The sequence below is a fragment of the Pseudomonas sp. BN607 genome, assembly GCF_029871175.1.
GTDB lineage: Bacteria > Pseudomonadota > Gammaproteobacteria > Pseudomonadales > Pseudomonadaceae > Aquipseudomonas.
The window spans coordinates 325,215-348,468 of sequence record NZ_SSOE01000066.1; the positions used below are offsets into that span (position 1 = coordinate 325,215).

At 62.5% G+C, this 23,254-nt stretch carries 20 protein-coding genes; 4 read left to right on the forward strand and 16 right to left on the reverse strand.

The genetic code is table 11. The features are described from left to right. Positions 1-3 precede the first annotated feature (3 nt). The 3 genes from ngg (at position 4) to E8E68_RS24510 (ending at position 3,416) form a co-directional block, all read left to right on the forward strand. The gene (ngg, locus tag E8E68_RS24500) at positions 4-1,749 is read left to right on the forward strand and encodes an N-acetylglutaminylglutamine synthetase (RefSeq protein WP_110745566.1); all 1,746 of its coding nucleotides are present in this window, start codon (positions 4-6) and stop codon (positions 1,747-1,749) included. Between the two features lie 170 nt (positions 1,750-1,919). Continuing rightward, positions 1,920-3,104 (forward strand): osmoprotectant NAGGN system M42 family peptidase, encoded by a 1,185-nt coding sequence (locus E8E68_RS24505; protein ID WP_003252630.1) that lies wholly within the window; start codon positions 1,920-1,922, stop codon positions 3,102-3,104. An 84-nt stretch (positions 3,105-3,188) separates the two neighbouring features. Then, complete coding sequence (locus tag E8E68_RS24510) at positions 3,189-3,416, forward strand: YheU family protein (RefSeq protein ID WP_013971435.1); 228 nt, start codon at positions 3,189-3,191, stop codon at positions 3,414-3,416. Positions 3,417-3,467: 51 nt separating this feature from the next. Here the strand turns inward: E8E68_RS24510 and csrA are convergent, their stop codons facing one another. Then, complete coding sequence (csrA, locus tag E8E68_RS24515; protein ID WP_266031450.1) at positions 3,468-3,647, reverse strand: carbon storage regulator CsrA; 180 nt, start codon at positions 3,645-3,647, stop codon at positions 3,468-3,470. Positions 3,648-3,938: 291 nt separating this feature from the next. Here csrA and E8E68_RS24520 point away from each other — a divergent pair, with 291 nt between their 5' ends. Continuing rightward, entirely contained in the window at positions 3,939-4,091 is a 153-nt protein-coding gene (locus E8E68_RS24520; protein ID WP_003252624.1) for a DUF3309 family protein, read from the forward strand. A gap of 73 nt (positions 4,092-4,164) precedes the next feature. Here E8E68_RS24520 and E8E68_RS24525 read toward each other — a convergent pair whose 3' ends face one another. The 15 genes from E8E68_RS24525 to E8E68_RS24595 all read right to left on the reverse strand — a co-directional run bounded on the left by E8E68_RS24525 (position 4,165) and on the right by E8E68_RS24595 (position 23,196). Continuing rightward, positions 4,165-5,328: a hypothetical protein gene (locus tag E8E68_RS24525; RefSeq protein WP_266031449.1), complete on the reverse strand. Its 1,164-nt coding sequence runs from the start codon at positions 5,326-5,328 to the stop codon at positions 4,165-4,167. A gap of 11 nt (positions 5,329-5,339) precedes the next feature. Continuing rightward, positions 5,340-6,113 carry a molecular chaperone gene (locus E8E68_RS24530; RefSeq protein WP_280345726.1) on the reverse strand — a complete coding sequence of 258 codons (774 nt, stop codon included), beginning with the start codon at positions 6,111-6,113 and terminating at the stop codon, positions 5,340-5,342. 51 nt (positions 6,114-6,164) lie between these two features. Beyond that, complete coding sequence (locus tag E8E68_RS24535; protein WP_280345729.1) at positions 6,165-8,633, reverse strand: CS1-pili formation C-terminal domain-containing protein; 2,469 nt, start codon at positions 8,631-8,633, stop codon at positions 6,165-6,167. Positions 8,634-8,708: 75 nt separating this feature from the next. Next, on the reverse strand, positions 8,709-9,203 hold the full coding sequence (locus E8E68_RS24540) for a CS1 type fimbrial major subunit (RefSeq protein WP_266031444.1): 495 nt from the start codon (positions 9,201-9,203) through the stop codon (positions 8,709-8,711). Between the two features lie 69 nt (positions 9,204-9,272). Next, on the reverse strand, positions 9,273-9,758 hold the full coding sequence (locus tag E8E68_RS24545) for a hypothetical protein (RefSeq protein WP_266031442.1): 486 nt from the start codon (positions 9,756-9,758) through the stop codon (positions 9,273-9,275). A 228-nt stretch (positions 9,759-9,986) separates the two neighbouring features. After that, complete coding sequence (locus E8E68_RS24550; protein ID WP_266031440.1) at positions 9,987-10,796, reverse strand: SDR family oxidoreductase; 810 nt, start codon at positions 10,794-10,796, stop codon at positions 9,987-9,989. Between the two features lie 69 nt (positions 10,797-10,865). Beyond that, positions 10,866-14,108 (reverse strand): transporter substrate-binding domain-containing protein, encoded by a 3,243-nt coding sequence (locus E8E68_RS24555; protein ID WP_266031438.1) that lies wholly within the window; start codon positions 14,106-14,108, stop codon positions 10,866-10,868. A gap of 9 nt (positions 14,109-14,117) precedes the next feature. Next, positions 14,118-14,744: a response regulator transcription factor gene (locus tag E8E68_RS24560; RefSeq protein ID WP_003252604.1), complete on the reverse strand. Its 627-nt coding sequence runs from the start codon at positions 14,742-14,744 to the stop codon at positions 14,118-14,120. A gap of 29 nt (positions 14,745-14,773) precedes the next feature. Further along, positions 14,774-15,970: a hypothetical protein gene (locus E8E68_RS24565; RefSeq protein WP_266031437.1), complete on the reverse strand. Its 1,197-nt coding sequence runs from the start codon at positions 15,968-15,970 to the stop codon at positions 14,774-14,776. Beyond that, positions 15,967-16,701: a molecular chaperone gene (locus tag E8E68_RS24570; RefSeq protein WP_266031435.1), complete on the reverse strand. Its 735-nt coding sequence runs from the start codon at positions 16,699-16,701 to the stop codon at positions 15,967-15,969. The genes E8E68_RS24565 and E8E68_RS24570 overlap by 4 nt, the downstream gene beginning before the upstream one ends. Before the next feature lie 116 nt (positions 16,702-16,817). After that, positions 16,818-19,328: a CS1-pili formation C-terminal domain-containing protein gene (locus tag E8E68_RS24575; protein WP_280345738.1), complete on the reverse strand. Its 2,511-nt coding sequence runs from the start codon at positions 19,326-19,328 to the stop codon at positions 16,818-16,820. Positions 19,329-19,417: 89 nt separating this feature from the next. Continuing rightward, a complete protein-coding gene (locus tag E8E68_RS24580; RefSeq protein ID WP_033725791.1) occupies positions 19,418-19,897 on the reverse strand; it encodes a CS1 type fimbrial major subunit in 480 nt (159 codons plus the stop codon). A gap of 220 nt (positions 19,898-20,117) precedes the next feature. Next, the gene (locus E8E68_RS24585; RefSeq protein WP_110745574.1) at positions 20,118-21,782 is read right to left on the reverse strand and encodes a cation acetate symporter; all 1,665 of its coding nucleotides are present in this window, start codon (positions 21,780-21,782) and stop codon (positions 20,118-20,120) included. Continuing rightward, on the reverse strand, positions 21,779-22,090 hold the full coding sequence (locus tag E8E68_RS24590) for a DUF485 domain-containing protein (protein WP_110745575.1): 312 nt from the start codon (positions 22,088-22,090) through the stop codon (positions 21,779-21,781). The genes E8E68_RS24585 and E8E68_RS24590 overlap by 4 nt, the downstream gene beginning before the upstream one ends. A gap of 245 nt (positions 22,091-22,335) precedes the next feature. Next, the gene (locus tag E8E68_RS24595) at positions 22,336-23,196 is read right to left on the reverse strand and encodes a glycine betaine ABC transporter substrate-binding protein (protein WP_280345747.1); all 861 of its coding nucleotides are present in this window, start codon (positions 23,194-23,196) and stop codon (positions 22,336-22,338) included. Between the last annotated feature and the right edge of the window lie 58 nt (positions 23,197-23,254).

Here is a 23,254-nt window from a genome sequence, read left to right on the forward strand (position 1 = left end):
CCCATGAAAGCCCACGAAATCGCTTACGGTCAGCGCCTGCTGCGCGGCCAGACGCCGTCCTACGAGCGCCTGCAGGCGCGCCTGGCCGGCGATGGCAGCCAGCCACACGATCAGCCGCGGGCCGTACACTGCGGCTGGGGCCGGTTGCTGATCGGCCACACCTACCCCGACCCGGCCAGCCTGGCGACCGACTTGCTCGACGAATGCCCCGGGGAACGCGACATCGCCCTGTATGTGGCAGCTCCGCAGCAGGTGCTGGCCCAGGCCCCGCAGCAACTGTTCCTCGACCCCTCCGACACCCTGCGCCTGTGGTTCACCGACTACCGCCCGGCGCAGCGGGTATTTCGCGGCTTTCGCGTGCGGCGGGCGCAGAACCCCGCCGACTGGCAGGCGATCAACACCCTGTACCAGGCGCGCGGCATGCTGCCGGTCGATGCCGAGCTGCTCACCCCGCGCCACCAGGGCGGCCCGGTGTATTGGCTGGCGGAAGACGAAGACAGCGGCGCGGTTATCGGCAGCGTCATGGGCCTGAACCATGCCAAGGCATTCGACGACCCGGAACATGGCAGTAGCCTGTGGTGCCTGGCAGTGGACCCGCACTGCACCCGCCCCGGTGTGGGTGAAGTGCTGGTGCGCCACCTGATCGAGCACTTCATGAGCCGCGGCCTGGCCTACCTCGACCTGTCGGTGCTGCACGACAACCGCCAGGCCAAGCGCCTGTACCAGAAGCTGGGCTTTCGCAACCTGCCCACCTTTGCGGTCAAGCGCAAGAACGGCATCAATGAGCAGTTGTTTCTTGGCCCCGGGCCGCAAGCTGATCTCAACCCTTACGCACGCATCATCGTCGACGAGGCGCTGCGCCGCGGCATCGAGGTTCACGTGGATGATGCCGCTGGCGGCCTGTTTACGCTAAGCCTGGGTGGTCGGCGCATTCGCTGCCGCGAATCGCTCAGCGACCTGACCAGTGCCGTGACCATGACCCTGTGCCAGGACAAGCGCCTCACCCAGCATGCCCTGCACAACGCTGGGCTGCAGGTGCCGGCACAGCAGCTGGCGGGCAATGCCGACGACAACCTGGCGTTTCTCGACGAGCATGGCGCAGTGGTGGTGAAGCCGGTCGATGGCGAGCAAGGCCAGGGGGTGGCGGTGAACCTGACCTGCATCGACGAAATTACCCAGGCGGTTGCCCACGCCCGTCAGTTCGACAGCCGTGTGCTGCTGGAAAGCTTCCATGCCGGGTTCGACCTGCGCGTTGTGGTGATCGGTTATGAAGTGGTAGCCGCCGCCATCCGCCACCCGGCGCAGGTAGTGGGTGACGGCAAGCACAGCGTGCGCCAGTTGATCGAAGCACAGAGCCGCCGACGCCAGGCTGCCACAGGCGGCGAAAGCCGTATTCCGCTGGATGATGAAACCGAGCGCACCCTGCGTGCGGCGGGCTTTGGCTATGACGACGTGTTGCCGACCGGGCAACGCCTGGCGGTAAGGCGCACAGCCAACCTGCACACCGGTGGCACCTTGGAAGACGTGACCGAACGCCTGCACCCGGTGCTGGCCGACGCGGCCGTGCGGGCTGCGCGGGCGCTGGAAATTCCGGTGGTGGGGCTGGACTTCATGGTGCGCGATGCCCAGCAGCCGGAGTACGTGATCATCGAAGCGAACGAGCGTGCCGGGTTGGCCAACCACGAACCGCAGCCCACGGCCGAGCGTTTTATCGACCTGCTGTTTCCCCATAGCCGGCCGTTGGCCTGACAACTGCTCGGCTTTTTGTGGGAGCGGCCTTGTGTCGCGAATGGGGTGCGAAGCGCCCCTAGGATCTCAGCTTCGCTGCCGATATTGCCGGGGCCGCTTTGCGGCCCTTTCGCGACACAAGGCCGCTCCCACAAGGACTGCGAAATTTTAACCCGACCGGAGGCCTGGACATGTCCGAACGACTCCCCGAACCCGATCTCGACTACCTCAAACGCGTGCTGCTGGAAATGCTCGCCATCCCCAGCCCCACCGGCTTCACCGACACCATCGTGCGCTACGTGGCCGAACGCCTGGATGAGTTGGGCATCCCCTTCGAGCTGACCCGCCGCGGCACCATCCGCGCCACGCTGAAGGGCCGGCAGACCTCGCCCGACCGCGCCGTGTCGGCCCACCTCGACACCATCGGCGCCAGCGTGCGCCAGTTGCAGGACAACGGCCGCCTGGCGCTGGCACCGGTGGGTTGCTGGTCCAGCCGCTTTGCCGAAGGTAGCCGGGTCAGCGTATTCACCGATACCGGCGTGTTCCGAGGCAGCGTGCTGCCGCTGATGGCCAGCGGGCATGCCTTCAATACCGCCATCGATCAGATGCCGGTGAGCTGGGAGCATGTGGAAGTGCGCCTGGATGCCTACTGCGCCACCCGCGCCGACTGTGAGGCACTGGGTATCAGCATTGGTGACTTTGTCGCCTTCGACCCGTTGCCAGAGTTTACCGAAAGCGGCCATATCAGCGCCCGCCACCTGGACGACAAGGCCGGGGTTGCGGCATTGCTGGCGGCGCTGAAGGCTGTAGTGGAAAGCGGCCGCCAGCCGCTGATCGACTGCCACCCGCTGTTCACCATCACCGAGGAAACCGGCTCGGGCGCAGCCGGCGCGCTGCCTTGGGATGTCAGCGAGTTCGTCGGCATCGACATTGCCCCGGTGGCACCCGGCCAGGCGTCCAGCGAGCATGCGGTGAGCGTGGCCATGCAGGACTCGTCCGGGCCTTACGACTACCACCTGTCCCGGCATTTGCTGAAGCTGGCCGGCGACCACGATTTACCGGTGCGCCGTGACCTGTTTCGCTATTACTTCAGCGATGCCCATTCGGCAGTGACTGCGGGGCATGATATTCGGACTGCGCTGGTCGCGTTCGGGTGCGATGCCACGCACGGTTACGAACGCACGCATATCGACAGCCTGGCGGCGCTGAGCCGGTTGTTGTCGGCGTACCTGCTAAGCCCGCCTGTGTTTGCCAGTGATTCGCAGCCGGCCAATGCATCGTTGGAACGCTTCAGCCACCAGCTGGAGCACGATGCGCAGATGGAGAGCGACACGCGGGTGCCAGCAGTGGACAGCCTGGTGGGTAACAAGGGCTGAGGGCTTCGGGGCCGCCCATGCGGCCCCAAATTCCCCAAGGTTTCGCGTAGCATGCCTGCACCCATACCCAAGACGCCGCCCACCATGCTGATCCCCTACGACCAACTGCAAGCAGAAACCCTGACCCGCCTGATCGAGGACTTCGTTACCCGCGACGGCACCGACAATGGGGACGACACCCCGCTGGAAACCCGCGTGCTGCGGGTACGCCAGGCATTGGCCAAGGGGCAGGCGTTCATTTTGTTCGACCCAGAGAGCCAGCAGTGCCAGTTGCTGGCCAAGCACGATGTGCCCCGCGAACTGCTCGACTAGCCGGCCCGGCCCCATCGCGGACAAGACTGCGTAGGGAGGCTGCAGGCAACATCAGGCCTCGCCTCGCTTGGCCTCCTTGATACGCTTGTACACCTCCGCCCGGTGCACCGGCACCGTGCGCGGGGCGTCTACGCCAAAACGCACCACACCGTCCCGGACATCCGCCACCATGATGCGGATGTTATCGCCAATCACGATGATTTCCCCCACTTCGCGCCCGATTACCAACATGTTCCGATCCTCCTGCCAAAGGGAAAACCGGAGACTGCCTGCCAGGCATTCGGCTACTCAATAGCTCCCCTGCAATTCAGAAGGGCCCTACATTTCAGGGTAACTTGCCCTACAGACTATTCCTCGTGAATGGGGCTGAGCGCGCATTTTCCCCAGCACATCGGCCTTGCGCTGCGAAGAGGCCGGTACCCGCGATACACCAATGGAATCTTTCGCAAGCGGCGCCGGTCCGATTTATCAAGAGGCCTGCAATTCGAGGCCCTTGCCCCTCAACCACGCAAGGACTCCACCATGACCACGATCCTTATCATCATCCTGATTCTGCTGCTGATCGGTGGCTTACCGGTCTTCCCCCACTCGCGTAGCTGGGGCTATGGCCCATCCGGCATTATTGGCGTGGTATTGGTGATTCTGCTGGTCTTGCTGTTGCTCGGGATGATATGACCCGATGCGGACAGCCACTTCAGGCAACTGCTGAAGGTGCATGGCAAGCGGGTAGCAACACCCGCTTGTCATGCTAAAGGTCCGCATCGAACACGATCGTCACCACGGCCTGATACTCGGTACCGGGCAACATATCCTGATCCGGGGTGTGGCCGCGAGGGTACACATGAAAATGCAACTGCCCTTGGCTACCGGTCACACCTTCAGGCGGGACTTCCAGGCTCATGGCGTTCCCAGCCCCGCCAAAGGCCATTGCCTGCCGGTTGAGCGAGCGACCATGGTAGGTAACACCCGGCAAGGTCATTGCCATCGACAGCGGTAGGTCATGGCCTTTGGCCGACCGTAGATTGCACGTGCTTCCCAACCCGGTGCTGCACAGGGCCCAAACCCGGAATGGCCCGCTGGCAGTCAGGCTGAACGCCACGTCCTTTTCCAGTTTGTCTGCCCTGCCCTGCCCTCGGCTAACTTGCCCACGAGCCTGAGGCGGCGCCAGCGCCACCTGCTCGGAACCCGGCTCAAAACGCACCTCAAGGTCATGCACCACTTCAAGTGTAACGTTGATCGCGACTGAATCTGCGGTGAGCGCGGCGACCGTTCGGCTCGAGCCAAGGCCTATCTCCCTGTCAGGGCCTACCGAATAGACCACCCGCCCACGGTATACGCCCGACTTCAAGCTCGCCGGCAAAGGCGTCTTCAGCCGGTAACCCAGCGTAAGGTGGCTGACATGGTGAATGCGTGCACTCGCAGCGTTGAGGTTGGCCCAACAGCCACTGCTGGCCACCGACCACAGGAACAACCGATGCGCCGCGCTCGCCAACGCAACCTGGCAACCACTCGAGTCCAGGCCCGTGCGCGCCGCAAGCGTGGGCGCCCCATCTTCCGAACTCACTGTGCCGCCCAGGTGGGTAATGGCAAAGTCCATGCTGACCTGCTCACCGGTCTGATCACGGACCATCAGCAGCGGCGTCGGCTGAACAGGTGCCGAGAGGTAGAAACCATCGGCGCCTTCGCCATCGACTGTTTTGGAATATTCAACATTCACATCCAGCAGGCTCTGCAGTGGATCAGCACAAAGCTGCGGCAGCTGGGTGCAAACAGGGGACGACCGGGGTGTCAGGTTTTCGAACTGCCGGGTGTCGCCGCGGTAACGCAGGTCAAGGGTGATCTCACCAGCCTGCGCCCACGATGCACCAAAGCCGCCGACCAGCAGCGCCAGCATTGCACATTTACCAACCATGCCTGGACCTCTCACCCTGCCTTCAAATCGATGGCTTTGCGCGCATCGCCTTCCACCAGCTCGAAGCGGTATTCGACACCGGTTTTTTCGATGAACTCGCGCGTGCGCCCAGGGCGAAGATGGTGCTTGGCCGGGTGATCACATTCGTCGTCGCCCCGCACACAGGTCTGGACATTGTCGAGCAGCACCGTGGCATTGCCCGCGTTGCGCACGGTCCACTTTCCACCCGCTCGCTCGATCGAGGTCTGATACTGCGTGGCAGCAGGCTTGGCGATCAGGATGGTGCCGTAGCCGGCCAGAAACTGCACACCGGCATTGAGTTCATTGCGGTAAGCCTCAAGTTCCGCATCGTCCAGTGCAAAGCTGTCATCCTGCTCCGGTAGCACTGGCACGAAACGCAGCCGGTAGTAACGCTCTTGAGCCCGCTCACCGCGATACAGCAACCGGACTGCCTGCATGCCACGTGCCGGGATGATCATCCGCGCAGGGCTGGCAACAACGCTGCGCTGGTCGAACGGCAACTCATCGACGTCTACTTCACGCGGCTCGCCTTCGCCGTCGTACACCAGCTCCAGCACGCTGACCTTGACGAACGCGGTACTGTCCCCACGGTTGTAGATGCGTTTGGCATAGGTGCCCTTGCCCGGCTCGAGGTAGTCATACAAGGCCCCGACATCCAGCTGTGGCCCGGCCTTGGCAAACCCTGGCAGCAGCAGCACAACGAACAACAAACGTGATAAGTAAAATGTGAACCTATGCATCTTCAACCTCTGTTTGCACAACATCCAATCCTGGCCCGGGATCAGGCCCTCTAAAGCGACAGGCTGAAAGCCGGTTCAGCCCATACGCGGTACACAGCGCTGATCACCGACGATCAGCAAGTCATCGTCGCGGTCAAAGTTGTCCGGCGGTAATGTCAGAAGGCAGCTGCCTGCCGTGCCATGGCGAATTTCCAGGGTGGGCCGTGCCTCACTCATTTCGACGCTGAAATAGCCGTCCACTTCGACCACCGTGCGGCCGGCGTCATTGATCACATGTGCGCCTTGCAGCGGCTGGCCTTGGCCGTCGAGCAGCCGGCCAAACACTGTGACCGTTCGCATGACTTTCACCGCGTGATAGCCCACCCCACCGCGATTGAGGTGATAGTCGACAGCAAGGGGCTGGATCTGCGCTGGCGGCATGTCCTTCGCGTCGAAGTCGAAGCGCACATGACCAGACTTGAATGCCGTCACCGGCACGATATTGCGCCCGGGGCGGAGCAATGCACTCATGCCCTGGCCATCGTTGGCGCGTAGCTTCACACCTTGTAGGTCGGTTTCGACATCGATGATCAGGCCGGCATCGAGCGGCAGGTTTTGGCCCCCCATGGCCAGCTTCCCGGCGCCCAGCGCCAAGGTGCTTTCCAGGTTGAGGCCACCGCTGAGGTTATCGTTGAACGATGAAGTCTGGGCATAGGCATCGCCCTGCAATGCCTGGCTGCGAAAGCGCCCATTGGCGGCCAGGCTGGTGCCATAGCCGTCGAGCGTTGCGCTGCCCCCCAGGCTATGCACTGGGCCCAGGTCGACGTCCTGCCTGTACCACAGCGAAGCGTACGGGTCGTTACCCCCCTCACGCGAGGCGCGGCTACCGACATCGACCCCAAGCTGCTTGCCGTCGCGCTCGAGCTTCATGCTGACAGCGAGGTTAATGCCGCGGCTGCGGACACCGGCACTGCTGCGCGTGCCGGGCCTGTCGAACAGTGACAGGCGAACACTGCTCTGATGCCCCCGCAGTTTTCCGTAGAACGCCCAGCTGAGGTCGGCTCCCAGCCCGCTGGCCGAGCCCGCACTGTGTTCCAGGCGCAGTGTCGCTGAACTGCGCGAGGTTACCCGCTGGTTGATCGAAAACGCGGTGCGGCTGCGCACCTGCCGCTGTGAACGATCGTCGCGTTCCTGACCGCTGGGCTCAAGCCAGGTCTGGTTATGACTCAGCAACAACGAGCCCGTGGGGTGGGTATAGGTCAACTGCAGATCACCGCCATTGCCCAGACCTTGGGTTTGATTGAGGCTGGCGTACAGCTTGAAGCGCTCATGGACATCCCAGTCCAGCGAGGTACCCAATTGCAGGTCAGCGCCGACCTGTTGCATCGACAACCCCAGCACCGCAGCCGGGTGCAGCAGATAATTGGTAAGGGCCCCGAGCGCCAGGCCCTGTTCGCGATGGCTATCCCAGTTACTCAGCAACTCGAGCTGCTGGCCCAGGTACAGGTTGTAGCGCCAGCGGCTATCGAGGTTCTGCCAGCGGCTGGGCTTGTAGATGGACACTTCGCTACGCGAGGTCTCCAGGCCGTCTTCGAGCAAGCGCAGCTCCACATCGTAGATGCCGCCGGGCAACACCCGCGTGTCGAGTGCCTGTAAACCGGGCTGTACCGGCTGACTGTTGATCAGCGAGCCATTGCGATAGATTTCGACGATACCCGGGCGGTTCGGCGTGACGTAGACTGGGATGGCGCTGGCTTGGCCATTGTCGACCAGCAGGCTGTCACTGCTGCCCAGCATCAAGCCAAGCGTGCTGTCAGGGCGACGCCCCAGGAGCGTTGGCTGGCGCACCAGGCCTTCTGCGCCAGTAGAGAAGTAGCCCAGCCGAAAGAAGTGCTCTTCGTGCATGCGCTCTGCGTAAAGCTGGTTCATGCGGTAACGCACATCGCCTTGCTCAGCTGGACTGCGATCAACGCGTGCCTCGGCCAGCGTGGTCCAGTCATGCAGATTGCCCTGGCCGAGCAGGCCGATTCTGCCCGAGGTCTGTTCAACATCATTCACCAGATTCAGTTGATTACGCAGCAGCAACCCGGTGCTGCCCTGCTCTGGGAGACGGTGATAGCGCGCGTCCTGCTCCAGTTTCTCGGCATTGGAGGTGAGCAGCGACAGCTGCGAATTGGCCAGGCTGTAATGGATAGCCTGCAACCCGTCCGGGCAGTTTTGCAGGCAGTCGCCCAGCATGCGCCCGCCCTCCAGCCGTTGAAGCCATAACTGGCGCACTGTGGCGGGCTCTGTGCTCTGCTCGGTGTCGGTAAATGCCAGTAATTGCACACGGTTATCACGGCTCAGCACGACCATGGCATCACCCAGGTAGCGCTGATCCAGCTCGACTCGCACTGCAAGTGGCACCTCGAAAAAGTGCGCCTCGAAGTCGTCGGGCAAACGCCCGAACGTGTTCAGGCCGTTAGCATCAGGCTCGCGTTCAGCCAACACTTCGAAAGGGAAGAGGCAAGCAGCACCCAGCAACCAAGCAGCGAGTGCACGGCCGGGTGCAGCAAACTGGAACATGATTCAATCCACATCAACACCTGCCCCACCGCGGGACAACATCCGACGGGGTGGAGGCAGGCGGCACTGCATCGATCAAAGGCTGGTGGAGGACGTCTCAAACAACACTTTCACGACCCCGTTATAATCACCCTTCACAAAACCGCCCTCAGGCTTTACAGCTTCAAAGGCAATAGGCAGTTCTTTCCCGCCTTTGGCATCTTCGGCGTCCATGACCTCCTGAGGCGCGAGCGACAACGGCTTATCCCCTACCGTAATGACCAGCGCAATCTTCTGGTCAACGTTACTCTGCTCTTGCAACTCTGCGGTTTGCAGCAACTTCGCCTGAATGGCGCCGACATCACTCTGGGCCATGAAATTTTCAGTCACTTTCGTGAATTGCTCGGCCTGCGGCTGATACTCAAGCGTCACGCCGTCTCGAACCCAATCACCGACAGGTTCCACGGAAAAGTCATTGCCGGGAATGACGGCCGTTACAGAAATGTCATGGCTGATCGGTTCAGGGGCGGAGGCGACAGCGGCACCGGCAAACATCGCAAAGAATGGAATAGCCAATACAGAGGATTTCATATCAAATTTCCTTCAACGGTTGCACATTATCAATAACAGGCGCGCGGGAGCGCCCGCACAAAACGACTATCAGGGCGCACCCGTTTCGAACATCAGAGTGGCGTGGGTTGTGTAAGTACCTGGCAGGCGAACCGTGGATGCCTCTGCCATGGGATAAAACCTGAATTCAATGGTTTTTCCTTCAGCGGCTTCAGCAGCACTGACGATTTCAACCGGCGTGGTACCCATGACAAGGCGATTCAGCGAGATATAGTAACGGCGCTGAAATTCAGCACCGCCGACCCGTTTAAACCGGTAGAAGGGACTGTCCGTTTTCGCGTAAATAGGCCCGTAGGTACTTTTTACAAACACATCTTTCTTGATTTGTTTGAAGACGAGCCGGCTCGGGTCATATTCCGCCCGAAGTTCGTCGTGCCACCAATTATCCACCGAGGTCACTTGAAATTCAGGTGTCGAAACGACAGCCTGAACACTGACGTCCTGAGGTATTTCCTTGGCCCCTGCGGCCCCCGCCGTCAGCAGCAGGGCGCAGGCGGTAAAACAACGTAACTTCATTGAGCAGTCCCCAAATGTGCCGGCATTTATCGATGCCCGTATGACAGGCGGGAACTTTACGAGTAGGGCATCAATGCGTATGTAGGTGTTTTCTGAGTGACTGCGGAAATGAAAACGCCCCGACGATCGGGGCGTTCTTGGATGCTGCGGCTTGATGCATCAGCTGGCTTGGTCTTGTCGGGAGCAGGCCTTCCCCCCCTGCCCCGGGTCAGTGCTTCTGCAGAACATTCATCGCGAAGGGGCCTTCGCGCGCATTTTTACCGCCATCTCGGCCATCTCGTCGTACAGCCGCTCAGGCGCCTGACGTTTCAGCTGCCAAGCCTGGCGCCCGGCCTCATGGGGCAGAATCAGGAACTCGCCCGCGGCGACCTGCTGGTGGATGTACCCGGCAATGTCGGCGGCGCTGATCGGCGAACCTTCCAGCAGCTTGCCTACCTGCGCCTTCATCGCCGGGTTCGGTCCGCGGAACGAGTCCAGCAGGTTGGTCTGGAAGAATGACGGGCACACCACGTGCACCGACACCTCCTGCTGGCGTAACTCCACCAGCAGGCTTTCCGAAAGCGCCAGCACGCCAGCCTTGGCGACGTTGTAGTTGCTCATGCCAGGGCCCTGCATCAGAGCGGCCATCGATGCGACGTTGATGATCCGGCCCTTGCTGCGCTCCAGCAGCGGCAAAAAGGCCTTGCAGCCCTTGACCACGCCCATCAGGTTGACCGCGATCTGCCAGTCCCAGTCTTCCAGGGACAGTTCGGCGAAAAAACCGCCAGACGCAACGCCAGCGTTGTTGACGATCACGTCGATGCCACCGAACTGCTCGGTGCATGCCTGGGCCAGGGCGGTGAGCTGGCTGTAATCGCGCACATCGCAGCGCTGGATGAAGCCATCGCCGCCGGCGGCACGGGCCAGTTCCAGGGTTTCGCGCAGGGCGTTTTCGTTGACATCGGCCAGCGCCAGGCGCCAGCCCTCGCGCGCCCAGCGCAGGGCGATCTCGCGACCGAGGCCGGACCCGGCGCCGGTGATCATGATGCGGTTATGCATGGTGGCTGGCCTTGTTCTGGCAGGTAGTGCAGCGAGTCTAATCAAGGCCAGGGGGGCGGGGAGGATTCATCAAGGTAGTGAATGGGCAGACATGACTGTGTGGTCAGTACCGCCCGGGCGGCGGGGAGCATGCTCCGCGAGGTAGCGGGCAAGCCAGCGGTCCAGGCGCCGCATGGTCTCCTCCAGCGCTCTGGCTGCCTGGCGCACCTGTGACGCATCCGCTGGCCGTTGCGTACATTGCGCTTCAAGCCGTTCACATGACGCCACCAACGCTTGTGCCCGCACAATGCGTGCGCCGCCTTTCACCCTGTGCGCCACTTCAACGAGCGCCGAGGGGTTGTCGCTCGAGTATCTGAGCTGTGCCAGATCCGCCAGGTTACTGCTGGCCAGATCGGCCAGCAGGGCCACCAACACAGCCTGGTCATCGCAAACCAGCTTACGCAAATGGGCCAGATCAACGGCAGGCAGTTGCTCGCCTGGCTCGCGGCTGACGTACTGGAAAGCTTGCAACGTTTGCATGAGGGTATCCAGGTTCAGCGGCTTGAACAGGCAGTGGTCCATACCCGCAAGCCTCGCGCGACGGCGCTCCTCTTGCAGGGCACTGGCGGTGAGCCCCACCACCCGACAGCGCGGCCTGGCCCGGCGCCGTTCGTGTTCGCGGATCGCCCGGGCCAAGGCAAAACCGCCAAGCCTGGGCATGTTGCAATCGCTGATGACGACGTCGAACGTTTGCTGCAACCACAGGCGCAAGGCCTGGTCGCCGTCTTCGGCAACCTGCACCTGGTGACCGAGAAACGCCAATTGGTGCGCGAGTAGCAAGCGGTTGGCCGGGTAGTCATCGACCACCAGCACGCGCAGGGCAGCCAGCCTGGCAGGGTCGCCCGGCGGTGTTGGCGGCTTGGCCAGCACCGGCCGGGCTGCCAGCGCCAGGTCCAGGCGGATTTCAATCCGCGTACCTTGGCCCAGCACGCTGTGCAAACGTAATTGCCCGCCAAGCATTTCACACAAGCTGCGGCTGATGCCCAGCCCCAGCCCGGCACTGCTGCGTGGTGACTGGCGCTGATTGCTGGCCTGGCGAAAAGGCTGCCCGAGGCTTTCCAGCTCGGCCTGGGCAATGCCTATGCCGGTGTCTGCGACTTCGAGCAATACACTTGCCCGCCCGGCTGCAGCCTGCATATTCAGGCTGACCAGGACCTTGCCCTGCGCGGTGAACTTGACTGCATTGCTGACCAGGTTGGCCAGCACCTGCTTGAAACGCACCGGGTCAAGCATCACCCAGTTTTCCACCGCCCCCTTGCACACCATGTCCAGGGCCAGCCCCTTGCCGCGTGCCTGTTGCTCGAACAGCTGAACCACCCGGGCGACTTGCTCGCGCAGGCTCACCGGCACCAGTGCCAGCTGCAAATGGCCGGTTTCGATGCGTGTGATGTCGAGCACATCGCCGATCAACTCCTGCAGCCCGATAGCAGCATCCGCCGCCACTTCGATGGCCAGATGGTCCAGTTCGCCCTGCCCTGCCTTGCGTCGGGCAAGCTCCAACATGCCCAGCACGGCATGCAGCGGCGTGCGGATTTCATGGCTCATGGCCGCGAGAAACTGCGTCTTGGCCTGGTTGGCCGCCTCGGCCTCGCGCTTAGCACGATGCAGTTGCACCTGCATCCGCCGCAGGTAGCGAACCCACAGCAGGGCCAGCAACAGCAGGCTGCATGCCAAGGCGATGCCCGCCAGCATGCGCCCGCCATAACGGCGCCATAACCCGTCGCCAACGATCATCGGGTTACGCCAGCGTCGCAGCATGGTCTCCATTTCTGCCGGGGGCAGCGCAAGCAAGGCTTTGTCGAGAATACCCAGCAGCTCTTCGTCGGCATGGCTACTGGCAAAGGCGAAGTGCATCGGGGGCAGCGCCAGGCTGGCAGCGATACGCAGCCTGCCGGGAAAGTGACGTGCAACCAGCGAGCACGCCTGGTCCAGTGGCAGCACTGCGGCGCCCGCCTTGCCTTGCTCCAGCGCCTGCAGGGCAGCCAATGGATGAGGCACGAGCCGCTGACGGATCCCCGGGTAAGACTTGGCCAGCGTCTGCGCCTGGGCGCTGCCACGCACCAGCGCCAGCGGCCGCCTGCCCAGCTGCGCCAAGCTGCTGGGGGCCACCGTCTCGTTGCGCGTTACCAGGACCAGCGGCAAGCTCAGAAAACTGCGGCTGAAACGCAGTTGCCTGGCGTGTGCCGGGCTGTACACCAGCCCGGCAATCAGATCGGCCTGGCCCTGGCGCACTTGCTCGATCATGTGCTGTATGTCTGTGCCCCCCTGCACTTCGAAGTGCAAGCCGGTGAGGCGGCTGATGCGTTGCAGCAAGTCCATGCTCAAGCCGCGCACCTGGCCATGCTCATCGCGGTAGCTCAACGGGAGCTGGTGCTCACCGAGCAACACCTTGACCACGGGGTTTTCCGCTATCCAGCGCTGCTGGGCTTCGCTGAGTTCAACCAGGCCGGGTTTGACGGGGCTGGCAGGCTGTGGGCTCCAGTGCCCGCGAATGCGGGCATGTTGCTGTTCGGTCAGGCCTTGCAACACGGCATCGACCAACCTGGGTAATGGGCCGCCGCCCCCGAGCATGGCAAAGCCCAGGGGCTGGGCTGCAAAATCGGGCTGGTCGACCCATTCCAGGCCTGGCAGTTGCCCTCGGGCCAACAGATAGCGGCTGCTCAGGGCATTGCCTAGAAACAACTCGGCTTCGCCAAGCTGTAACGCCGCCAAGGCGCTGTAGGGGGTGGGGTGCAGCTGGATCCGTGCGTTGGGATAGTTGTGCTGAAGCAGGGCCAACGGCCGATACCCCTCGACCGCCAGCAGCCGAGGGCTTGCGCTGTTGCCACTGACGAACCGCTCACTGGCCAGCAGCAGTGGCTGGTCAACGATGTACGGGCTGGACAGGCGCAGCTTGGCGTCCTGCGCCTGCTGTGCTGTTACCGAGCTGACCAGGTCGATAGTCCCCTTGCGCAAGGCCGCGAAAGCAGCGTCGTAGCCCTCGAACAGCCGCAGGCGTACTTCCAGGCCCAGCTTCTCGGCCAGCACACTGGCGTACTCGGCGCTGATGCCTTCATAGGCCTGGCCGGTGCCGAGCATGTCGAAGGGCGGGTTGTCGCGGCCGATTACCCCCAGGTTCAAATGGCGCTTCTCCCACAGCCAGCGCAGGTCGGCGGGGGCCAGCGCCAGCGCAGGCCCCGTTTCCACCCCCCGGGTGTAGAGCTGCGGTGCGGCCAAAACGGGTAGCGGGTTCAGGCAATACAGCAGCCACAGCAGCAGGACGCGGATTGGCACGGGTAGCGACTAGATAAGCGCATTGCGACGGGCGAAGTCCGCCAGGTCGATCAACGAGTTGACCCGCAGTTTTTCCATGAGCCGGGTTTTGTAGGTGCTGATGGTCTTGTTGCTTAGCAGCATGGCCTCGCCGATCGCCTTGTTGCTCAGCCCGCGGGCGAGCTGCTGCAGGATCATCAGCTCACGGTCGGTCAGTGAGGCGATGCATTGCGCGTCGGTGAACTTCAGGTCCTGCTTGTGCACCGAACTCAGCGCCACTTCAGGGAAGTACGTATAACCCGACAACGTTGCGCGCACCGCCTTGCCAAGCTCGTCCAGCTCATCGGTCTTGGCCACGAAGCCCATTGCACCGGCCTGCATGCAGCGTAGCGAATACGCCTCAGGCAATTGCGACGTCAGCACCAGAACCTTGGGCGGCTGCGTCATGGCCTTGATGCGGGCGATGACCTCAAGCCCATCGAGCCCGGGCATGGCGATATCGAGGATGACCAGGTCCGGGCCCAACTCACGCGCCAGCCGCACCGCGTCAATACCATTATCTGCCTGGCCGACGACATCGAGCCGTTCCTTGCGCAGCAGCATGCACACGGTGGCTCGGATGAACGGATGGTCGTCAACCACCACGACTTTGTACATAAGTTAACCTCGCGCATCATGGCGGTGGGCTAAAGCTCAGCGTCGAAAACGACGGTGACCTGGCCGGCATAGGTGGCGCCAGGGTGTCGAAGCATGGCCTGCACGTCGTTGCGCTCCACCTGGAAACGCAACTGGCCAGGGCGGTTGAGCGTGGGCATCGCCGATTCGAATGCCAACGCAGCCGCCTGCCCGCTAGGCAACGCCAGTTGCTGAACCGGCCGGCCCTGGTACTCGATACCTCCGGGCAAGGTAATGGCCACGTTCACAGGCACTTCATGACTGGCGTCGTTACGGATACCGCACGTACCTGCCGTGTAGTGCTGGCACAACTTGTAGGCTTTGAATGGGCCGGTTGACCATAGCCGGAACGGCAGGTCACGGTAGATGAGCCCGGGGGGCTGGCCACCGCCCAGCCAGGCCTGCCAGCCACCCTTGGGCTCAAGCACGGCGCGCTCCGAGCCAGGCGGGAACTCGAAGATGAAAGCGTGCTGCACATCCAGTTCGAAGTTGATCACCAACGTATCGCCGCTCAGGCCGGTGACGTTGTTGCCGAAATCAAAGTCGCCCCCAGGGCCTAGGGTGTAAGTGAGGCTGCCGCGGTACATACCGGCGCGCAGGCGATACGGCGGGGGGATGTCCAGCTCGAAGGAAATGCCCGTGTCCAGTACCGTGGTGGTAGCCACATGGTCGTCAGCCCCAAATGAATAACTGATCGTGCAAGGGGTCGGGCTCTGCGGGTCGACCACCCTGGTGTGGTATCTGTACCGGCTTTGGTTGCCGCCGCCACTCTTGCCACGACAACCGCCTACCCAGGTGCCGTTGAGGGGGTTGTAAGGGCTACCCAGCAAAGCTTCCTGGCTGATGGAGCGCACCTCGAAGGTCATCTGCCTGGGCTCACCCGTCTGTTGGTGGCGTACCTCCACTTCACGACGCCCCGGCAGTTTCACGAAATATCGATCGCGCAGGTCGGGGGCACGGTTGATGCTTGTCTTCTGGTAGGTAATTGGCAGGCTTACGGTGCCGGTACTGGCGCACATGGTAGGCCAGACACTGCAAAATTCAGCAGGCGGCGTGGTGTTTTCGAAGCGCCCCGACCCACCGCCACGGTATTGCGCCGAAAGCGTCACCTCCAGCGCGCTGGCCAAGGGAGCGAATGCCAGCAAACCTGCGACCAGCCCGACGCGTAAGTGACGGATGCGGGCCAAGCGCCCTGTGCTGCTACTCATCCTTCCACCACCATGCGCTTGCGCGCTTCGCCTTCATGCAATTCAAACTGATGGACCTTTGCCGCCTGCCCTTCGAATTGCCGTGTCCGCCCCGGCAACACATGATGTTTGGTGGCAGTCTCGCAGGCTACGCCAGCCGCCTGGCACTGCCGGAACTGATCCAGCACGACAGTGGCATTGCCCTGGTTGCTGACCGTAAGGCTACCGTCCTTGCGCTGCACAGGCGTCTGAAACCGGGTTTCGCCAGGCCGAACGAACAGCAACGTGCCGTAGCCGGCCAGCAAGTTGACCCCAACCTTCAGGCTATCGCGGTACCGCTCGGCCTCTCCCTCGTCCACGGCAAACCCATCACCCAGCTCGGGCAGGACCGGGACGAAGCGCAAGCGGAAATAGCGTTCTGTATCGCGCTGCCCGCGGTACACCAGGCGCACCGCCTGCATGCCCTGGGCCGGCACGATCAGCCGCGCCGGGCTGGCCACCAGGCCGCGCTGCTCTAACGGCAGGCCCTCGGTGTCGACCTCGCGGGCATTGCCATCGGTGTCGTACACCAGCTCAGCGACACTGACCTTGACGAACGCCGTGGTATCACCGCCGTTGCGCACCCGCTTGAGCAAGGTGCTTTTGCCGGAATCCAGGTAATCGTACAACGCGCCGACATTAAGCTCGGGCGCCCCAATGGCTGCCAGCGGGGTAACCAGAAAGGCCAGAGCAAGCAGACGATGGATATTCACGTTTGAAGGTTCCTTGGATAAGTACAGCGATTGGCATACCGTAAAGCGGGAACAATCGCAGGATGTGTAGGAGCCGTCTGAAACGACGGTAGGGCCACTCTGTTACTGACCCTGAGCTAGCTCTCAACACGCTCACCCCCGTTATCAGCGGCATTGGCCAGGCTTGCCGGCGTGCAACGCTGGTCGCCGGCCAACAGCACATCGTCTTCACGTACCAGCTGTGTAAGATTCAGCGTTAACAGGCATACGACCTGCCCTTGCTGACGCACCTCCAGGCTGGGTGTGGACTCGCTCATTTCCACGGCGAAGAACCCATCAGCCTCACTGACACTGCGACTGGCGTGGTTGATCACCTGCGCGCCCCGCAGCGGGCGACCCTGGCTGTCGAGCAGGCGGCCGATGACGGTCAGCGTGCGCAATACCCGCAGCTGGCGGTAGCCAATGCCGCCACGGTTCAGGTGGTAGTCCACACTGGAAGGCTGAATCACCGCTGCGGTGGCTTGCGCGCCTTCAAGGTCGAATTGCACATGGCCGGCCTTGTAGGCGGCCACCGGGACCAGGTTGCGCCCAGGCCGCAGATTGGCAGTACCGCCATGGCGGTCGTCAGCGCGTAGTTTCAAGCCTTCGATATCGGTTTCGACATCGACGATCAGCCCAGCCTGGTGCGGCAGGTACTGGCCGCTCACGGCCGCCTTGCCAGCCCCGACAGCCAGCATGCTTTCCAGGTTGAGGCCGCCGCTGAACTCACCGTTGTAGGAAGACCGCTGGAAATACGCATCACCGTGCAGCTGCTGGCTCTCGAACTGCGTGTCGCCACCCAGGCCGGCGCCATAGCGGTCGGCGCTGGCGGTCAGGCCAACGCTGCGCAGCGGGCCCAGGTCGACGTCCTGCTGATAGGCCACTGCGGCATTGAGGTCGCGCCCGCCATCGCGCGCTGTGCGGCTGCCGACGCTGGCCGACAGGCGCCGGCCACTCGTGCCGCCCAAGCTCATGCTCAGGCTCAGGTTGACGCCGCGGCTGCGGGCCTCACCGGTACCCGCGTTGCCCGGTCGGTCGAACAGCGACAGGCGCCAGTTGGCCTGCGACCCCAGTAGCTGGCCGAAGTACGACCAGCCCAAATCCACCCCCGTACCGGCGCTGGCCCCACTGCTGTGTGATACACGCACGCTGGCGGTATTGCGCGGGTCGAGGCGATGGTTGTAAGACACCGACGTCTGGGTTTGCCGCGCCTGCCAGTGGCTCGGCTGACGGTCATCACGCAGTGAGTCGGGTCGGGTCAGCCAGGTGCTGCTCTGACTGGCCACCAATGAGCTGTTTTCACCGGCGTGGATCAATTGCAGGTCGTAGCCATTGCCGTAGCCCTGGGCCCGGAACAGGTTGCCGTACAATTTGAAGCGGTCGAGCACATCCCAGTCCAGCGACGTGCCGTATTGCAGGGTTTGGTCGATGCGCTGCGCCGAGACGCCGACGATAGCCCGTGGGTGCACCAGGTAATTGGCCAGCACGCCTGCCGCCAGGCTGTCATCTGCGTCGCGCTGCCAGTTGCTCAACAGGCTGCTCTGCCGCCCCAGGTACAGGTTGTAGCGCCAGGGGGCATCGGTGCTGCGCCAGTTGCTGGGTTTGTAAATGAATGCCTGGCTGCGCGAGGTCACCTGGCCGTCCTCGACCAGACGGATTTCCACTTCATAGATGCCCCCGGGTAACACTTTGCTGTCCAGCGTTTGCAGGCCTGGCTGCACTGGCTGGCTATTGATCAGTACGCCGTTGCGGTAGATTTCCGCCACGGCGGGGCGGTTGGGCGTGACATAGATGGGCGTCGCGCTGGGCGCACCATTGTCGATGGCCAGGCTGTCGCTGCTGCCGAACATCAGGCCCAGGGTGGTATCGGGGCTGGCCCCCATCAGCCGTGGCTGGCGGGTCAGGCCTTGGGCACTGGGGGTGAAATAGCCCAGGCGATAAAAGTGGTCCTGCGCCAGTCGCTCACCGTACAACTGGTCAACCCGGTAGCGCGTGCCCTGTTGACTGTCGCTGCCACGGTCGAGCTGGCCATCGGCCAGGGTCGTCCAGTTACCCAAGCTGCCCTGCCCTTGCAATGCATAGCGGCCGCTGGTGACTCGGCCATCATTGACCAGGTTGAGCTGGTTACGCACCAGCAGGCCGTAGCTGCCCTGTTCGGGAAGCCGGTGATAACGCTCGCCTGCCGTTGACGCTTCGGCCTGGTCGGTAAGCAGTGACAACTGCGAATTGGCCAAGCTGTAGTGCACTGCGCGCAGGCCATCTGGGCAGTTTGCCTGGCAATCACCCAGCGGGCGCCCTTCGACCAGGCGTTCGCGCCAGCGCCGCCTCAGGCTTTCTGGCTCACGGCTGTCGACGGTTTCGGTGAATTCCAGCAGTTGCACGCGCTGATCCCGGCTGAGCACGACCATGGCATCCCCCAGATAGCGGCCGTCCAGGTCTACCCTCACGGCCAACGGCACTTCATAAAAGTGCGCTTCAAACTCACTGGGCAGACCTTCGATGCTACCCAGCGCCGCGGTCGCAGCATGACCCGTCAGGGGTACTGCGGCCAGGCAGGCTGCCAACGGCAAGCTCAGGTACAGCGCGGAAAGGGGAAATTGTAGGGTCATGGGCGTCGCTTGCGGGCAATACCTGCCCGCCCTGCGGCAAGCGCCGAGGGCAGGAACAGGCAACAACGGATGAACGATGGGGGGGTGAATCAAGGCGTGCCAGTTTCGAAGATCATGCTCACCAGGCCTTGGTAGTTGCCTGGCTCATAACCCGCGGCGGGGGCTGGCTGGGCTGCAATTTCGAAGCCGACGATCGCCCCCGGTGCGGCCTGGGTGGCGCTGACCACTTCGACTGGAGTGGTCTGCAACACGGTGTCGCCAACCTTCACATCCAGGCCAATGTTGTGGGAACCGCTGGCAATGACGGCGGGCGAGACCAGGTAGGCATTGATAGCGCCAACGGTGCTCTTGACCTGCAGCTCCTTGCGGACCGGGTCGAGCTTGGCCTGATTGGGGTTCCAACCCAGCTCTTGCGGGTCGTTCATCCAGTTGCCGCCCACCGGCTCGACGAAGAACGCATCGGTCGGCACCTGGGCAGTGACCTGCACTTGCTTTTCGATCGGGTCCAAGGCGTGGGCGGCACCGGCAAACAGCATGGCCAGAGGGAGGGCAAGCAGCATACGTTTCACGATCAAATCTCCTTGAGGGAATCACTGGCTGAGGGGCGACTGCCCGATCAGTAGTGGCGATTATTCGTGAACGCTGGCGATTGGAAGTTAGGACCGTTCCGAGCGGATTTAGGAAATTTCCCAAGGGATGCAGTTTGCCAGTATTGCCGGGCCGGCCCCGGAAAGCACAACGCCCCGGCTGGCGGGGCGTTGTGCGTTTCAGCGCATCAAGGCTACTGGATCAGTGGGAAACCGCCCCGCTGGCACCCAGGCCAGTTTGCGAACGCACGAACTGCGGGAAGAACTTCGCACGCTCGTCATCCGCTGCGGTGGACTTGTCGGTAATCGAGAAGAACCAGATGCTGACGAAGGCAATCGCCATCGAGAACAGTGCCGGGTACTCGTACGGGTAGATCGGTTTCTCGTGGCCGAGAATCTGCACCCAGATGGTCGGGCCGAGGATCATCAGCGTTACCGCACTCACCAGGCCCAGCCAGCCGCCGATCATGGCGCCGCGGGTGGTCAGTTTCTTCCAGTACATCGAAAGCAGCAGGACCGGGAAGTTGCAGCTGGCGGCAATGGAGAACGCCAGGCCGACCATGAAGGCGATGTTCTGCTTCTCGAACAGGATACCCAGGCCGATCGCCAGCACGCCAAGGGCGACGGTGGTGATCTTCGACACGCGGATCTCGTCCTTGTCGTTGGCCTTGCCTTTACGCCAGACACTGGCGTAAAGGTCGTGGGACACCGCCGAAGCACCGGCCAGGGTCAGGCCGGCAACCACCGCCAGGATGGTGGCGAAGGCCACAGCCGAGATGAAGCCGAGGAACACGCTGCCACCCACCGCATTGGCCAGGTGCACCGCCGCCATGTTGTTGCCACCCAGCAGGGCACCGGCGGCGTCCTTGAAGGCCGGGTTGGTGCTGACCAGCAAGATGGCGCCAAAGCCGATGATGAAGGTGAGGATGTAGAAGTAGCCGATGAAGCCGGTGGCGTACAGCACGCTCTTGCGCGCTTCCTTGGCGTCACTGACGGTGAAGAAGCGCATCAGGATGTGCGGCAGGCCGGCTGTGCCGAACATCAGCGCCAGGCCCAGCGAGAAGGCCGAGATCGGGTCCTTGACCAGGCCGCCCGGGCTCATGATCGCTTCGCCCTTGGCGTGTACCTTGATCGCTTCGGAGAACAGGGTGTTGAAGTCGAAGCCGACGTGCTTCATCACCATCAGCGCCATGAAGCTGGCACCCGACAGCAGCAGTACCGCCTTGATGATCTGTACCCAAGTGGTGGCCAGCATGCCGCCGAACAGCACGTACAGGCACATCAGGATACCCACCAGGATCACCGCCACGTGGTAATCCAGGCCGAACAGCAGCTCGATCAGCTTGCCGGCACCGACCATCTGCGCGATCAGGTAGAACGCCACCACCACCAACGAACCGGAGGCCGACAGGGTGCGGATTTGCTTTTGCCCGAGGCGGTACGAGGCAACGTCGGCAAAGGTGTACTTGCCCAGGTTGCGCAGGCGTTCGGCGATCAGGAACAGAATGATCGGCCAGCCCACCAGGAAGCCGATCGAGTAGATCAGGCCGTCGTAGCCAGAGGTGAACACCAGTGCGGAAATGCCCAGGAACGAGGCGGCCGACATGTAGTCGCCGGCAATTGCCAGGCCGTTCTGGAAGCCGGTGATCTTGCCACCGGCAGCGTAGTAGTCCGATGCCGACTTGTTGCGCTTGGAGGCCCAGTAGGTGATGCCGAGGGTAAAGGCGACGAAGGCCACGAACATGGCGATGGCGGAAACGTTCAGCGGTTGTTTCTGCACCTCGCCGGTCAGGGCATCGGCGGCCCACACGGCGGGTGCAAAGGCTCCGCAGGCCAGGACGGCCAGGGCTTTGGCGTGGCGGATCATTGTTGCGCCTCCTTCAGGATGGCCTTGTTCAGCTCATCGAATTCGCCGTTGGCGCGGCGCACGTAGATGGCGGTCAGGACGAATGCCGAAACGATCAGACCGACGCCCAGGGGGATACCCCAGGTGATCGATGACTCAGGGCTGAGCTTGGCGCCGAGCACTTGAGGACCGTAGGCGATAAGGAGGATGAAAGCGCAGTACAGGCCGAGCATGATCGCCGAGAGGATCCAGGCGAAGCGTTCGCGTTTGCTGACCAGCTCCTTGAAGCGGGGGCTGTTTTGTATCGAGAGGTAAATGCTGTCGTTCATTGTTTTTGTCCTAGCAGCACAGGTAGGGGATGGAACCCACACCCTTACTTTATGCTGCCGATGAACGCCAACCAGACGACCTTAGTCTTAGATGCAACGGTGTTTTACCGATTGCGTAACAAAAAAAAATTGGGCCAGGACGGGAAAGGGACCGGCTTCGGTTTAGCGGTCGGGCATAAAACGAGCGCCGCCCGCGCGGCGCTCGATCTAACTGGCGCTAAAAAACCAACGGCAAACGCCCTCAGTTACTTGCCAGTCCACTCCTTCACGCGATCAGGGTGCTTGGCCACCCAGTCCTTGGCTGCCGCTTCAGGCTTGGCGCCTTCCTGGATCGCCAGCATCACTTCGCCGATCTCGTCCTTCGACTGCCAGCTGAACTTCTTCAGGAACTCGGCCACTTCCGGCGCCTTGGTCGCCAGTTCCTTGCTGCCGATGCTGTTTACGGTTTCCGCCGCGCCATACACCCCTTTCGGGTCTTCGAGGAACTTCAGCTTCCACTTGGCGAACATCCAGTGCGGCACCCAGCCGGTCACCGCAATCGACTGCTGCTTGGCATAGGCACGGCCCAGTTCTGCGGTCATTGCCGCACCCGAACTTGCCTGCAACTTGTAACCGGTCAGGTCGTAGTCCTTGATCGCCTGGTCAGTCTTGAGCATTACGCCCGAGCCTGCGTCGATGCCGACGATCTTCTGCTTGAAGCTGGTGTCGGTCTTGAGGTCGGCGATGCTCGCCGCCTTGACGTACTCGGGGACGATCAGGCCGATCTTGGCATCCTTGAAGTTGGCGCCGTAGTCGACCACGTTGTCCTTGTTCTTGGCCCAGTACTCGCCATGGGTCACCGGCAACCAGGCCGACAACATGGCATCGAGCTTGCCAGTGGCCACGCCCTGCCACATGATCCCGGTGGCCACGGCCTGCAGCTTCACGTCGTAGCCGAGTTTCTGCTTGATCACTTCCGCGGCCACGTTGGTGGTCGCCACGCTATCGGCCCAACCATCCACGTAACCGATGCTGACTTCCTTGGCCATTGCCTGTGCTGCGCTCATTGCCAGTACCAGGGCGGTACCTACACCCAGGAAACGTCGCATTTTTTTCAAAGTTGCCATCAAAGCATCCCCTCGTCAGGTCTTGGAGATTGCATCATCTTCCTGCAACACCGGGCGA

Coding starts and splice junctions, on each gene's coding strand:
- ngg (WP_110745566.1), top strand. CDS start 4: ATGAAAGCCCACGAAATCGCTTACGGTCAGCGCCTGCTGCGCGGCCAG.
- E8E68_RS24505 (WP_003252630.1), top strand. CDS start 1,920: ATGTCCGAACGACTCCCCGAACCCGATCTCGACTACCTCAAACGCGTG.
- E8E68_RS24510 (WP_013971435.1), top strand. CDS start 3,189: ATGCTGATCCCCTACGACCAACTGCAAGCAGAAACCCTGACCCGCCTG.
- csrA (WP_266031450.1), bottom strand. CDS start 3,647: ATGTTGGTAATCGGGCGCGAAGTGGGGGAAATCATCGTGATTGGCGAT.
- E8E68_RS24520 (WP_003252624.1), top strand. CDS start 3,939: ATGACCACGATCCTTATCATCATCCTGATTCTGCTGCTGATCGGTGGC.
- E8E68_RS24525 (WP_266031449.1), bottom strand. CDS start 5,328: ATGGTTGGTAAATGTGCAATGCTGGCGCTGCTGGTCGGCGGCTTTGGT.
- E8E68_RS24530 (WP_280345726.1), bottom strand. CDS start 6,113: ATGTTGTGCAAACAGAGGTTGAAGATGCATAGGTTCACATTTTACTTA.
- E8E68_RS24535 (WP_280345729.1), bottom strand. CDS start 8,633: ATGTTCCAGTTTGCTGCACCCGGCCGTGCACTCGCTGCTTGGTTGCTG.
- E8E68_RS24540 (WP_266031444.1), bottom strand. CDS start 9,203: ATGAAATCCTCTGTATTGGCTATTCCATTCTTTGCGATGTTTGCCGGT.
- E8E68_RS24545 (WP_266031442.1), bottom strand. CDS start 9,758: ATGAAGTTACGTTGTTTTACCGCCTGCGCCCTGCTGCTGACGGCGGGG.
- E8E68_RS24550 (WP_266031440.1), bottom strand. CDS start 10,796: ATGCATAACCGCATCATGATCACCGGCGCCGGGTCCGGCCTCGGTCGC.
- E8E68_RS24560 (WP_003252604.1), bottom strand. CDS start 14,744: ATGTACAAAGTCGTGGTGGTTGACGACCATCCGTTCATCCGAGCCACC.
- E8E68_RS24565 (WP_266031437.1), bottom strand. CDS start 15,970: ATGAGTAGCAGCACAGGGCGCTTGGCCCGCATCCGTCACTTACGCGTC.
- E8E68_RS24575 (WP_280345738.1), bottom strand. CDS start 19,328: ATGACCCTACAATTTCCCCTTTCCGCGCTGTACCTGAGCTTGCCGTTG.
- E8E68_RS24585 (WP_110745574.1), bottom strand. CDS start 21,782: ATGATCCGCCACGCCAAAGCCCTGGCCGTCCTGGCCTGCGGAGCCTTT.
- E8E68_RS24590 (WP_110745575.1), bottom strand. CDS start 22,090: ATGAACGACAGCATTTACCTCTCGATACAAAACAGCCCCCGCTTCAAG.
- E8E68_RS24595 (WP_280345747.1), bottom strand. CDS start 23,196: ATGGCAACTTTGAAAAAAATGCGACGTTTCCTGGGTGTAGGTACCGCC.